This window comes from Kribbella jiaozuonensis, assembly GCF_005233875.1.
Lineage (GTDB): Bacteria > Actinomycetota > Actinomycetes > Propionibacteriales > Kribbellaceae > Kribbella > Kribbella jiaozuonensis.
In genome coordinates this window covers 718,024-729,558 of the sequence record NZ_SZPZ01000002.1, presented here as the reverse complement: position 1 = coordinate 729,558, position 11,535 = coordinate 718,024, and the positions used below count along the sequence as shown (strand labels likewise).

Genomic DNA, 11,535 nt, shown 5'->3' with positions numbered 1-11,535 from the left:
TCTCACCCCGGGATCGGAGCCGACCGGCGTTCCTCGACACGCTCGACCGAAGAAAATGCAGAACCGGCCCCGCTCCGCTTCGGAGTGGGGCCGGTTTACGGTTGGTTCAGCTGCGGACGGCCGCGACCAGGTGGTCGACGACGTCGGCGACCGGTACGTCGGTGCGGTCGCCCGAGCGGCGGTCCTTCACCTCGATCGTGCCGTCGGCGAGGCCCTTGCCGACGACGGCGATCGTGGGAACGCCGATGAGCTCTGCGTCCTTGAACTTCACGCCAGGTGAGACCTTCTCGCGGTCGTCGTAGATCACCGACAGACCACGGGACTCCAGCTCGGCGGCAAGCTCGGCCGCCTTCGAGAAGACCTCGGAATCCTTGCCAGTGGCAACAAGGTGGACGTCGGCCGGCGCGATCTCACGCGGCCAGACCAGACCGAGCTCGTCGTGGTTGCCCTCGGCGATCGCCGCCACCGCGCGGGTGACGCCGACGCCGTACGAACCCATCGTGACCGTGACAAGCTTGCCGTTCTGGTCGAGGACCTTCAGGTCGAGGGCATCGGCGTACTTGCGGCCGAGCTGGAAGATGTGGCCCATCTCGATCCCGCGCGCCGACTCCAGCGCACCCGAACCGTCCGGCGCCTCGTCACCGTCACGCACCTCGGCGGCCTGGATTGTCCCGTCCGCGGTGAAGTCGCGACCGTGCACCAGGTTGATGACGTGGAAACCGGACTTGTCCGCACCCGTCACCCACGCGGAGCCCTCGGCCACCCGCGGATCGAGCAGGTAGCGGATGCCCGACGTGTTCTCCTTGCCGAGCACGCCGGGACCGATGTAGCCCTTCGCCAGCGACGGGTACTTCTCGAAGTCCGCCTCCTCGAAGGCAACGACCTCGGCCGGCTCGACCTGCGCGCCGAGCCGCTTCTCGTCGATCGCCCGGTCTCCCGGGACGCCGATCGCCAGCGGCTCGCGCGACCCGTCCGGGTGCACGAGCATCACGAGCACGTTCTTCAAGGTGTCCGCGGCGGTCCACTCGCGACCGTCGCTGCGCGCGTGCTTCGCGTTCAGCGCGTCCACGAGGGTGTCGATCGTCGGCGTGTCCGGCGTGTCCACGACCTCGGACGCGGGCACGGCCGAGGCGTCGACAGCCGGCGACTGCGGCACGACGACCGCCTCGACGTTGGCGGCGTACCCACCCGGGGAGCGGACGAAGGTGTCCTCGCCGTTCTCCGCGATCGCGAGGAACTCCTCGGACCGCGAGCCGCCCATCGCGCCGGACATCGCCTGGACGATCACGTAGTCGAACCCGAGCCGGTCGAAGATCTTGATGTACGCGTCGCGATGCTTCTCGTACGACGCGGCGAGGCCGTCGTCGTCGATGTCGAAGGAGTACGAGTCCTTCATCACGAACTCACGCCCGCGCAGCACGCCGGCCCGCGGCCGCGCCTCGTCGCGATACTTGTTCTGGATCTGGTAGATCGACAGCGGCAGGTCCTTGTACGACGAGTACAGGTCCTTCACGACGAGCGTGAACATCTCCTCGTGGGTCGGACCGAGCAGCATGTCGGCGCCCTTGCGGTCCTTCAGCCGGAAGATGTTCGGCCCGTACTCCGTCCAGCGGCCGGTGGCCTCGTAGGGCTCGCGGGGCAGCAGCGCCGGGAACACCAGCTCCTGCGCGCCGATCGCGTCCATCTCCTCGCGGACGATCCGCTCGACGTTGCGCAGCACCCGCAGGCCCAGCGGCAGCCAGGTGTAGATACCGGGCGCGGCGCGCCGGATGTACCCGGCGCGGACGAGCAGCTTGTGGCTCGGGACCTCCGCGTCCGCCGGATCCTCGCGAAGGGTGCGGAGGAACAGCGACGACATACGCAAAATCACGGGAGTCTCCAAGCGTGCAAAGTCGAGAACGGGACGTCACAGAGGATATCGGTCTGGTGGTAATGCTCCCACCACGTTATCCACAGGTCACTCGCGGGCTGCCTTGAGCGCCCATCTGATCAACGGGAGCTGCAGCGGCAACCGTGCGTAGGCCACTGCCTGCGCCTTCCGCGATCCCTTGGAGCGCAGGTCGACGGCCATCTGGACATTCGCCGGGAATACCGCGACCAGCAGGCCGGCGCTCATCAATCCGGCCAATCTCCGCGTGCGCGGGTGCAGCAGACCCGCCGCGCAGGCGAGTTCGGCCGCACCTGAGGCGTAAACAAGTTCCTTCTTGCGCGGCAAAGCATGCGGAACGATCTGTTCGAACGGTTCCGGCTTCAGGAAATGCAAGGATCCGAGCACGCCGAACAGAACGGCCAGGCCGGTGGTGCTCTTGCTCCGCGACATGCGCCGGAGCTTACCCGACAGTAATCACGGCAATGGCCCGTACGGCGTCGCGGCCGACTTCGCGGCGTAAACCAACGCTGGTTTCAGCAACGGCCAGAACGTCGAGGCAATACAGGAGTACGGCGGCACGAAACCGGCACACCATCCGGTCCTCGGCCCGATCTCGAAGGTGTACGACGGCACGCCGCGCGTCCCGTACAACCAGTCGCTGGTCGACCCCGGCGTCAGGTACCCGATCCCGCCGTCGCCGGTGAAGACCGGATAGCCCGTGAACGCGCTCATCTTGTTGCCCAAGGCCACCAATGCGGCCTGGTCGGGCGCGGCCGTCCTCGTATAGCCCCAGGGCGCGAGGATGTCGTTGCCGTAGCTGTGGAGGGTGATGAAGACGCCTGTCCTGCCGGCGAAGATCGCAGACAGCAAGCCCTGGATCGCTACGGTCTCCGGCTCGGACGCCGCCTTCGCACCGGGGTACATCTCGTCGCAAGGACCGCCCTGATCGCCGTCCCAGTGGAACGACGAGTTCCGGTTCAGGTCGACTCCGGGGTAGCCCGCGGTGCAGTCACCGGCGCTGTCGTCGACGTTCTTCCGTTGCAGCAGCGGCTGCGCCGGATTCGACGCGACCACGTCCACTCCGTCCGGGTTCGCGATCGGCACCACCCACAGCTCGCGGGTGTCGAGCAGCTCGGTGAGCTCGGGATCTACGCCGTACGACGCGACGAGCAGGTCGATCCACTGGTACGCGATCTCGCCGGTCGCGATCTCCCGCGCGTGGATCTGCGCGTGCAGGACGAACTTGGGCTTCTTCCCGGTGCTGTTCAGCGCGCAATCGCCAGGCGCAAGCTTCGTGATGCACAAAGCCTGGATGTCGTGCCCGCCCTGCCCTTTCGCCTTCAGCCACGAGTCACCGATGTCGTACAGCTTCACCAGATCCGGGTGCGCGGCGGCGACGGCCGCGTTGTGTTGCTCGTGGCCGGCGACGGTGTGGTACCCGCCGTAGTACGTAACACCGGGCGATGAGTAGGCCGTCGAGGATGTGAACGTGACGGCAAGAGTGCAGAGAAGAGCCGCGAGCCTTCGCACGCCGACCAGCCAATCATCGGCGGATCACGGAGAGTACGCGGAATCAGAACAGAATCGTCGCGAACGTCTCGATCGTCCGGAAGCCGACCCGCTCGTACGCCGCTCGCGCCGGCAGGTTGAACGCGTTCACGTAGAGAGTGACGACCGGCGCGATCTGCCGGGCAAGCTCGACCACCGCCGCCATCCCAGGTGCAGCAAGGCCGCGACCGCGGTACTCCGGATCGACCCACACGCCCTGGATCTGACAAACCCCGGACCCGACCGATCCGACCTCGGCCTTGAACACGACCCGCCCGTCCTCGATCCGAGCGAACGCACGCCCGGCCCGGATCAGCTCCGCCACCCGCGACCGGTAGAACGTCCCGTCCGGACCGGTCTGCGGCGGCACGCCGACCTCTTCGGTGTACATCGCAACGCAGGCCGGATACAGGACCGGCAGCTCGACCGGCTCCACCGCGCGGACCAGCGGATCCGGCGCGATCAACGGCGACCCCTCGATCACCATGAACGGCTGGTCGTCGCGGACCTCGCGGGCCGGACCCCAGTGCGGCTCGAGGATGCTCCACAGCTGGTCGACCGCGCGGGCCTGCCCGAGGATCTGGAAGCAGTTCCGCCCCCGGCGCATCGCGTACGCCGCGAATGCCCGCAGCGCCGCATCGTCCGCGCCGACCGGGACCATGTTCCCGCCGGCATGGCAGAGGGCCTCGAGCGCGCCCTTGTCGACGTACCCCCAGACCTCGGCGCCGCGGCGCGGGTCGAGGCCGGACGCCTGGACCAGGCTGTCGACGAACACATTCACGACTGGATCGCGGGCGATGACCGCGCGCGCCGCCGCGAGGTCACGAGGACCGAGAACCCGTACGCCCACGCGCAGAACTTAGCGGATGATCGCCCCGCACGTATAAAACAGGGCCTCGGTCAGACCGCCTCGTTGTCGTGACCGGCCGCGATCCGGCTCAGCGGCGAGGTCCAGGCGAACACGACACCGATGCACCCGAACAGTCCCATCAGCACCATTCCGGTCCGCGGTCCGAAGGCGTTGCCGAGCACTCCGCCGAGTACCGAGCCCAGCGTCCACCCAACACCCCAGGACAGCATCCGGCCGGCCGTGTTGACCCGGCCGAGCAGCTTCTCCGGAGTCACCTGCTGGCGGTACGAGATCGCGTTGACGATCACCAGCACGTACGCGGAACCCCAGACGAGCGTTGCGAGCGCAGCAACGACCCACTGGGGTGACAGTGGTGTGAGCACGCCCAGAAGCGCCGAGACCGGCAGTGCGTACAGAGTGATCGCTGCAGGCGGCATCCGCTTCAGCAACCGCGGCAGACTGAGTGCGGCGATCAGTCCGCCGATCCCCCACGTCCCCCAGACCAGTCCGAACCTGAGTCCCGACGTACCGATGTCGAGGACGCGGTCGCACCAGACCACGATCAGCGCCATGAATCCGCCGCCGGCGAACGACTGGATGCTGCCGACGATCGTCATCGTCCGTACGCCGGCGTGCTGGATCAGGTACCGCAGGCCGTCACCGATGTCGGTCAGTACTACGCGCGGGCGGAGCCGCGGCTGCCCTTCGCGGGACTCGGACATCGCCCGCACGATCCCGCGGACGGCGAACGCCGACGCTGCGAAGCTGAGCGCGTCCAGCGTGAGCAGACTGGCCGGATCGAGTACGGCGAGCGTCAGACCGGTCAGTGGCGGGACGAACAACTCGATCAGGCTCGAGGCCGTCCAGACTGCTGAGTTGGCCTGCGCCACCCGCGCCCGGCCGACCAGGACCGGCAGTGCGCCGAAGTTCGCACCGTCGAAGAACGTGTAGACCGCCTGGACGGTGAACGCGACCACTAGCACGTGGGCGACGGTCAGCACACCGAGCAGGTGTGCGACCGGCACAGACCCGACCAGTACAGCGTTGACGCAGTCGGCCGTCACCATGGTTCGGCGCCTGTTCCAGCGATCCGCGAGCGCACCCGCGAATAGTCCGGCCAGCAGGTACGGCGCCGACTCGAGGGCTGTCACCACAGCGGTCAGGACGGTCGAACCGCTCAGCCGGTAGACAAGCACCGGCAGCGCGATCGCTGTGACCATCGAGCCGGTGATCGACAGCGCACGGGCCGTCCAGTACCGCCGGAAGTCCGGGTCGTCGCGCAGCCGCCCGGGCATCACTGTCGTCATGACGGAATCCTGCAAGCTCAGGTGCGGTCGAGGTCAATGACCATCCACATCAATTCGTCACCGAGATCGCGACTCGGGGTCCGCTGCGCCTCGGTGAATCCTTGACTGCGGTAGAAGCCGATCGCCTGCTCGTTCGCGACCAGCACGTCGAGCAGGAGTTCCGGCGTACCGTCCGGGAGGGCTGCGATCGCGGCGTCGAGCAGCGCTTTGCCGACGCCCTTGCTCTGCTGGTCCGGGAGCACGTACAGCTTCCACATCACCCAGGAGTCTTCTTCGCGGCCGAGCCCGACCATGCCGACGAGCGCGTCGCCGTCTGCCGCTACGAGCGTGATGCCCTTGCTGATACCTCGTTCGACGGCCTCCACGGACCACCACTGAGCCAGTCCGTCGGTGATGAACGCTTCCGGGACCAGTCCGGCGTACGCCACCGGCCAGGTCGTCAGGCCGATCTGCCGGATCGCGTCGACATCGCTGAGCTCGGCCCGGCGTACGGCGATCATCCGTGCACCACCACGAGCTGCCCGTCGGGGTCCACGATCTCGAGCCCGCTCGCGGTTCGCTTGACCTCGTAGTCGTCCAGCCGGCCGTTGACCTCGTCCAGGTCCTCGGTGGTGCTGAGATCCAGCCTCACAGCGAAGCCGCTGCCGGAAGGCCCGACCCGCACAGGGGTGTCCATGCCGACGCCTTCGAAGAAGCGGCGCCAGGCCTGCTCTTCCGCACCGCTCAGGTACGGCGTGACCGACCAGCGCTCGTCCGGACGCGCATCGTGCACCTTGTAGCCGTACATATCCTCGGCCCGCTCGTCGACCCAGATGACGACCCCATCCGGGCCGGTGACCGACAGCACGCGTCCGTACGCCTCGTCGAAGACGGTCGCGTCGACGAACCCCGCCTGCTCCAGCCGGTCCCGCAACTCGTCGATCTTGTCCGCCTCGAACGACAGGTTCGTCTGCCCCGGCTGCCCGCCGGTGCTACTGCTCGCCGCGTCGTGCAGCGCGACCATGCCGCGACCGGTCAGCATGTCGACCCAGCCGCCGTGCTCGGACTCGATCCGCGACCGCAGCCCGAGCGTCTCCAGGAACGCCCGCATCCCTTCCACGTCGGCCGTGAACCGCAACGGCCTGATCGTCACGTTGCTCATCCCCGCGCCTCCCCATGCTTGTCCAGGTACTCCGCCAGCGCCTGCTCGACCAGCGACGACAGACTCGCGCCCTCGTCGATCGCCTTGTGCTTCACCCGCCGCACCAACCCGGGCGGCAGATACACGTTGAACTGCACCTTCTTGCCACCGTCATCCGCCATGGCTATATTGCTAGCATCCTAGACAGCTAAGCGTCAATCGGCAGGGAGCTCCGACGATGAACCTCCGCTTCGACCACCTCGGTCTGCTCACCGACACCCGCGAGAAGAACCAGGAGCTGGCCGACTTCTTCGCCGGCATCCTCGGCCTGGAGATCTCCGGCACCGCCAGTGAGGGGTACGCCGAGGTGAAGGCCGGCGCGATGACCATCGCCCTGCACACCGGCGCGATGATCGACGACTTCGGCCCCCTCGGCGGCACCCTCCTTCAATTCAGCAGCGACGACGTTCGCGCCGACATCGAAGAGATCCGCCGCCGAGGCGGCAACGTCGTCCTCGAGCCGACCGACACCGACTGGGGCACGACGTCGGCGTACGTCGCGGGACCCCACGGAGTACTGGTCGAGCTCTACAAGTTCACCAGCTAGACCGCGGTCAGGAGAGCGTCGTCCAGTTCCTTCTGGAGGCGGGCCTTCGGGCGAGCGCCGACGACGGACCAGATCATCTCGCCGTGGTGGAAGAGGATCAGGGTCGGTAGTGCCATCACGCGGTAGCGGGCGGAGATGGACGGGTTCTCGTCGGAGTTCAGCTTGACCACGGTCATCTGGTCGGCGCGGTCGGCGGCGATCTGGGCGAGGACCGGGGCGATCTGGTGGCAGGGCGGGCACCACTCGGCCCAGAAGTCCACGAGTACCGGCTTTTCCGACCGCAGTACGACCTCGTCGAAGGTGGCCTCGTCGACGGTACGCAGTTCGCTCATAGTTGTTTCGTCCTCCAGCTCTCGGCATCGGTCAGGAGGTCGGTCAGCCGGGCCCGCAGATCGGTGAGTTCCGCGATCCGCCGGTCCACGTCCGCGATCCGGGTCCGGTACGCCGTCAGCGACGCCGGGCAGACGTCCGCGCGTTCGTTGCCGGCGCGCAGGCACTCGATGAACGGGTACGTCTGCTCGGCCGTCAGCCCGAGGCTGAGCAGCGCCTTCACCTCACGCACCACGACCACATCGTCGGCGTCGTACGTGCGGTACCCGTTCGCCTCGCGCCGGGGTTTGAGCAGCCCCTGCGCCTCGTAGTACCGCACTGCCTTGACCGTCACACCGGCCTCGGCCGCCAGATCGCTGATCCGCATTCCGCCTCCTTCACCCCGACGCTAAACCTTGCCCCTGGGGTCAAGGTCAACCCTAGTGACCCCGGAAGGCTTCCTCGAGCCACCAGGACGGCTGGTCCGCGACTTTGGCGTCCACGAGCATCGGGGCCGAGCGCGCTCCGTTGAGCCAGTCCTTCACCGCGGCGAGGTCGCCGACGGTGCGTACGGTCGCTGCCTCGAAGCCGTAGCCGCGCGCGATCGCGCCGATATCCGTCGGCGGGAACGTCACCGTGTCCAGCGCATGCCCGCCGGGAGCGAAGTGGTGCACCTCGGCGCCGTACGCGTCGTCGTTGTAGACGACCACCAGCATCGGCAGGCCGAGCCGTCTGACCGTGTCCAGTTCCGCGGCGCTCATCAGGGCTCCGCCATCGCCCAGCGCGGCGACGGGCAGCCGGTCCGGCTGGGCCAGCGCGGCGCCGATCGCGGTGGCGAGGCCGAGCCCGATGGACTGGAACGCCTGGGTGAAGCACATGCCGTTCTCGTCCGGTACGTCGAGGTATGCGCTCGGGTAGCCCATGAAGTTGCCGGAGTCGACGGCGAGCACACGTTCGGCCGGCAGGAGGTCGTCGAGCGCGATGCTCAATGTCCGCGGGTCGATCCGTTCCGCCGTACTCGTGTCGTCGTACTCGACGTCTCGCCAGCGCACGCTTCCGAGCTCGGCGGTGCGATAGCCCGTGCGCTGTTCGCCGAAGGCGTCGAGCGCGAGCGCGGCGGTGAGCCCGACGTCGCCGGTGATTCCGAGGTGGATCTCGCGATGGGCGCCGAGCGCGGATGCATCGTCGTCGACCTGCACCACGGTGGCGTCGGGTCCGATCAGCTGACCGTGGCGCATCGTCCACATGTTCAGCGCGCAGCCCCAGCCGACGATGAGGTCGGCGGCGCGGATCAGCTCTGCGGTACGGGGTGAGGCGAAGCCGCCGGATATCCCGAGCGACCACGGGTTGCCGTGGAACAGACCGTGCGCAACGGCGGAGGTCGACAGGAGCGCGCCGCATCTTTCCGCCAACGCCTCAAGCACCTGCCGCTGTCCACGTGACCCGCGGCCGGCGACAAAGACGGGCCGCTCCGCACGCCGCAACAGCTCGACCAACGCGCCGGCATCAGCGTCATCCGGCACAACCGCATCCCGCAACAGCCGCTCCGCGGTGCCTGCCGCGGCGGGCGGTGGAAGCTCCAACGGCTGTACCGGAAGCGGGACATTCAGCAGCACCGTTCGTCGTTCTCCTGCGGCGGTCGCCACCGCGGCCTGTGCCTCCTCCACCGCGGTCTCTGCCGAGGTGATCCGCGCCGGCACCGCGCCGACCGCGCGGGCCAGCGCCTCCTGGTCGACGTAGAAGTTCGACCGCGGCTCGAGGACCTCGGCTGCGACCACGACCATCGGCGTACGGCTCTTCGCTGCCTCGGCGATCCCGGTCATGGCGTTCGTGAGGCCGCAGCCCTGATGGACCGTGAGCGCGGCGACCGTCCCGCTCATCCGCGAGTACGCGTCGGCCATCGTGGCGGCGCCGCCCTCGTGCCGCGCGGCGACGAACCGCGCGCCCCCGGCCACCATCGAATTCGTCAGGTGGAAGTTGCCCGACCCGACCACTCCGAACACCTGGCGGACACCTGCGGCCGCCAACGCGCGGCCGACGGCATCCGCGACGTTCATCCGCGTTCGACCAGCGCGAGCACCCGGGCGGGAGCGCCGGAGCCGCCGACGATCGGCAGCGGTCCGGCGATGATGACGGCGCCGGTCGGCGGGAGCTGGGCGAGGTTCTGCAGTTGCGTCAGCCCGTACTTGTCACTGCCCATCAAGTAGGAGTGGCACGGGAACGGCGGATCGAACGAGTGCGCCTTGCCCGCGTCGGTGCCGACCGTCTCGACGCCCATGCCGAGCACAGGCGACTCCTGCGCGACCCACCGCGCGCACTCCGGCGACAGGCCCGGCGTGTGCGGTCCGTTCTCATCGGCGTTGAGGAACGCCTCCTGCGAGTGCGATCGAGCGTCCCACCCCGTGCGTACGAACAGCCAGCCGCCGGCGGGCAGCGGAACGTTCTCCGCCTCCCAGGCCTTGAGGTGGTCGACCTCGACCAGGAAGTCGGGGTTCTTCTCGACCTCTGCGGTGAAGTCGAGTACGACGGCCGGCGCGATCAGCCGGTTCGCCGGGACCGAGGCGATGTCGGCGAGGTCCTTGCCCGTGATCCAGTGGTTCGGCGCGTCGAAGTGCGTGCCGGTGTGCTCGCCGCTGGTGAAGTTGTTCCAGTACCAGGCGGGGCCGCGATCGTCGTACCTGCTGATCTCTTCGAGTGCGAACTGCGCCGTCTGGCCGAACTCCGGCGGCAGCTGGATCACCGGCGTCGACGCGGAGAGCGGCGACGTCAGGTCCACCACCTCGATCGACCCATCGGCAAGTGCTGCGACGAGTGCCGGCAGAAGCGACATACGAACCTCCACGAAGTGACGCGGGTGACCCGAGGCCAGGTCAGCATAGACCGCATGCTGCTCGCGACCTTTCGCTCACCGGAACTCGCGCCTGGTGGACGGTTGGTCGAGCGCATCGCCGTCCGCGGGGTCCTGTTCCGCGGCCCGGAGTTGCTACTGCTTGCGTCCCGGCACGGTGATTACAAGTTCCCCGGCGGCGGTGTCGAGCCGGGTGAATCCTTCGCTGTTGCCCTCCAGCGAGAGTTCCGCGAGGAGTGCGGGTACGACGCGGTGGTCGTCGGAGCCGAGCTGGTGACGACCCGCGAGGAGGTGCCTGCGATCGATGCGGAGTACGACGTCTTCGGGATGACGTCGTACTACTTCGACTGCTCAGGCGGGACGCCGGTCGGCGAGCAGCAGTTGGAGGGCTACGAGGCCGAGCTGGAGCTCACGCCGCAGTGGGTGACTGTCGACGCGGCCCTGGCGGCCAACCGTCGCGTGATGGAGAGCGGCGTCGGTGTGATGCGCTGGCTGGTGCGCGAGACCGCCGTACTGGAGTGGCTCAGCGCACGTACTCGCTGACCCACTCCCCCAACACCTTCGCACTCGCATCCACCAGAGCCGGCCAGTCCAACGCGGCTTCGTCCGCCGAGTCCGACACATGCTTCACGACCCGCACAGGTACGCCGTACTCGCGGCAGGCGTAGACGACGCCGTACGCCTCCATGTCCACCAGATGCGCCCGCTCAGCCAGCCGCTGCCGCACGACGGGATCCGTCACAAACACATCCCCTGACGCGAGCACCGTCCCGTCCCCACCCTCAACCGCCAACTCATCCTGCGGATCCAACCCAATAGCCCGAATCGCATCCGCATTCACATCGTGATTGATCACCGTGCTCGGCAGAAACAACCCCGACAACCCGTCCCGCAAGGCCCCCGTCGTCCCCACGTTGAGCACGACAAGTTCTGCGGTCCCCCGCCCCGCCAAGGCCCGGCTGACCGCCACCGCGGCAGCAGTCTTCCCAACCCCGGTAATCACCACCGGAATCCCGTCGGGAACATACCGAGCCTCCCCGGCGACAGCACTCACCACCAGGTAGTCGGTCATCGCG

15 protein-coding genes are annotated in these 11,535 nt (G+C 68.1%); 2 read left to right on the top strand and 13 right to left on the bottom strand.

Going from position 1 to position 11,535, the window contains the following annotated elements; all coding sequences use genetic code 11:
* Positions 1–106 precede the first annotated feature (106 nt).
* The 8 genes from FDA38_RS15050 to FDA38_RS15015 form a co-directional block, all read right to left on the bottom strand.
* Positions 107–1,870: a proline--tRNA ligase gene (locus FDA38_RS15050; protein WP_137254651.1), complete on the bottom strand. Its 1,764-nt coding sequence runs from the start codon at positions 1,868–1,870 to the stop codon at positions 107–109.
* An 87-nt stretch (positions 1,871–1,957) separates the two neighbouring features.
* On the bottom strand, positions 1,958–2,320 hold the full coding sequence (locus FDA38_RS15045; protein ID WP_137254650.1) for a DoxX family protein: 363 nt from the start codon (positions 2,318–2,320) through the stop codon (positions 1,958–1,960).
* Between the two features lie 24 nt (positions 2,321–2,344).
* Complete coding sequence (locus tag FDA38_RS15040; protein ID WP_233714724.1) at positions 2,345–3,400, bottom strand: M14 family zinc carboxypeptidase; 1,056 nt, start codon at positions 3,398–3,400, stop codon at positions 2,345–2,347.
* 43 nt (positions 3,401–3,443) lie between these two features.
* Positions 3,444–4,268 (bottom strand): GNAT family N-acetyltransferase, encoded by an 825-nt coding sequence (locus FDA38_RS15035; RefSeq protein ID WP_137254648.1) that lies wholly within the window; start codon positions 4,266–4,268, stop codon positions 3,444–3,446.
* A gap of 50 nt (positions 4,269–4,318) precedes the next feature.
* The gene (locus tag FDA38_RS15030; protein WP_137254647.1) at positions 4,319–5,575 is read right to left on the bottom strand and encodes an MFS transporter; all 1,257 of its coding nucleotides are present in this window, start codon (positions 5,573–5,575) and stop codon (positions 4,319–4,321) included.
* Positions 5,576–5,592: 17 nt separating this feature from the next.
* A complete protein-coding gene (locus FDA38_RS15025; RefSeq protein WP_137254646.1) occupies positions 5,593–6,075 on the bottom strand; it encodes a GNAT family N-acetyltransferase in 483 nt (160 codons plus the stop codon).
* Positions 6,072–6,716, bottom strand: a complete 645-nt coding sequence (locus tag FDA38_RS15020; RefSeq protein ID WP_137254645.1) for a VOC family protein — start codon at positions 6,714–6,716, stop codon at positions 6,072–6,074. Before FDA38_RS15020 ends, FDA38_RS15025 begins: the two co-directional genes overlap by 4 nt.
* Positions 6,713–6,877, bottom strand: a complete 165-nt coding sequence (locus FDA38_RS15015; protein WP_130450832.1) for a ribbon-helix-helix domain-containing protein — start codon at positions 6,875–6,877, stop codon at positions 6,713–6,715. Before FDA38_RS15015 ends, FDA38_RS15020 begins: the two co-directional genes overlap by 4 nt.
* Positions 6,878–6,933: 56 nt before the next feature.
* Between FDA38_RS15015 and FDA38_RS15010 the strand changes: the two genes are divergently transcribed.
* Positions 6,934–7,302 (top strand): VOC family protein, encoded by a 369-nt coding sequence (locus tag FDA38_RS15010; RefSeq protein WP_137254644.1) that lies wholly within the window; start codon positions 6,934–6,936, stop codon positions 7,300–7,302.
* Here FDA38_RS15010 and trxA read toward each other — a convergent pair.
* The 4 genes from trxA to FDA38_RS14990 are packed head-to-tail and all read right to left on the bottom strand — an operon-like array spanning position 7,299 to position 10,441.
* Positions 7,299–7,634, bottom strand: a complete 336-nt coding sequence (gene trxA / locus FDA38_RS15005) for a thioredoxin (RefSeq protein WP_137254643.1) — start codon at positions 7,632–7,634, stop codon at positions 7,299–7,301. The genes FDA38_RS15010 and trxA overlap by 4 nt on opposite strands.
* On the bottom strand, positions 7,631–7,999 hold the full coding sequence (locus FDA38_RS15000) for a MerR family transcriptional regulator (protein WP_137254642.1): 369 nt from the start codon (positions 7,997–7,999) through the stop codon (positions 7,631–7,633). The genes trxA and FDA38_RS15000 overlap by 4 nt, the downstream gene beginning before the upstream one ends.
* 52 nt (positions 8,000–8,051) lie before the next feature.
* Entirely contained in the window at positions 8,052–9,668 is a 1,617-nt protein-coding gene (locus FDA38_RS14995) for a thiamine pyrophosphate-binding protein (protein ID WP_137254641.1), read from the bottom strand.
* Positions 9,665–10,441: a cyclase family protein gene (locus tag FDA38_RS14990; protein WP_137254640.1), complete on the bottom strand. Its 777-nt coding sequence runs from the start codon at positions 10,439–10,441 to the stop codon at positions 9,665–9,667. Before FDA38_RS14990 ends, FDA38_RS14995 begins: the two co-directional genes overlap by 4 nt.
* 54 nt (positions 10,442–10,495) lie before the next feature.
* On the opposite strand from FDA38_RS14990, the gene FDA38_RS14985 reads away from it, so the two are divergent.
* Entirely contained in the window at positions 10,496–11,002 is a 507-nt protein-coding gene (locus FDA38_RS14985) for an NUDIX domain-containing protein (protein WP_137254639.1), read from the top strand.
* Here FDA38_RS14985 and FDA38_RS14980 read toward each other — a convergent pair.
* Complete coding sequence (locus FDA38_RS14980) at positions 10,983–11,531, bottom strand: nucleosidase (protein ID WP_137254638.1); 549 nt, start codon at positions 11,529–11,531, stop codon at positions 10,983–10,985. The two genes, FDA38_RS14985 and FDA38_RS14980, sit on opposite strands and share 20 nt — an antisense overlap.
* Between the last annotated feature and the right edge of the window lie 4 nt (positions 11,532–11,535).

Excerpts from the sequence above, each read along its gene's own strand:
- FDA38_RS15045 (WP_137254650.1), bottom strand. The coding sequence starts at position 2,320 with ATGTCGCGGAGCAAGAGCACCACCGGCCTGGCCGTTCTGTTCGGCGTG.
- FDA38_RS15030 (WP_137254647.1), bottom strand. The coding sequence starts at position 5,575 with ATGACGACAGTGATGCCCGGGCGGCTGCGCGACGACCCGGACTTCCGG.
- FDA38_RS15025 (WP_137254646.1), bottom strand. The coding sequence starts at position 6,075 with ATGATCGCCGTACGCCGGGCCGAGCTCAGCGATGTCGACGCGATCCGG.
- FDA38_RS15020 (WP_137254645.1), bottom strand. The coding sequence starts at position 6,716 with ATGAGCAACGTGACGATCAGGCCGTTGCGGTTCACGGCCGACGTGGAA.
- FDA38_RS15015 (WP_130450832.1), bottom strand. The coding sequence starts at position 6,877 with ATGGCGGATGACGGTGGCAAGAAGGTGCAGTTCAACGTGTATCTGCCG.
- FDA38_RS15010 (WP_137254644.1), top strand. The coding sequence starts at position 6,934 with ATGAACCTCCGCTTCGACCACCTCGGTCTGCTCACCGACACCCGCGAG.
- trxA (WP_137254643.1), bottom strand. The coding sequence starts at position 7,634 with ATGAGCGAACTGCGTACCGTCGACGAGGCCACCTTCGACGAGGTCGTA.
- FDA38_RS15000 (WP_137254642.1), bottom strand. The coding sequence starts at position 7,999 with ATGCGGATCAGCGATCTGGCGGCCGAGGCCGGTGTGACGGTCAAGGCA.
- FDA38_RS14995 (WP_137254641.1), bottom strand. The coding sequence starts at position 9,668 with ATGAACGTCGCGGATGCCGTCGGCCGCGCGTTGGCGGCCGCAGGTGTC.
- FDA38_RS14990 (WP_137254640.1), bottom strand. The coding sequence starts at position 10,441 with ATGTCGCTTCTGCCGGCACTCGTCGCAGCACTTGCCGATGGGTCGATC.
- FDA38_RS14985 (WP_137254639.1), top strand. The coding sequence starts at position 10,496 with ATGCTGCTCGCGACCTTTCGCTCACCGGAACTCGCGCCTGGTGGACGG.
- FDA38_RS14980 (WP_137254638.1), bottom strand. The coding sequence starts at position 11,531 with ATGACCGACTACCTGGTGGTGAGTGCTGTCGCCGGGGAGGCTCGGTAT.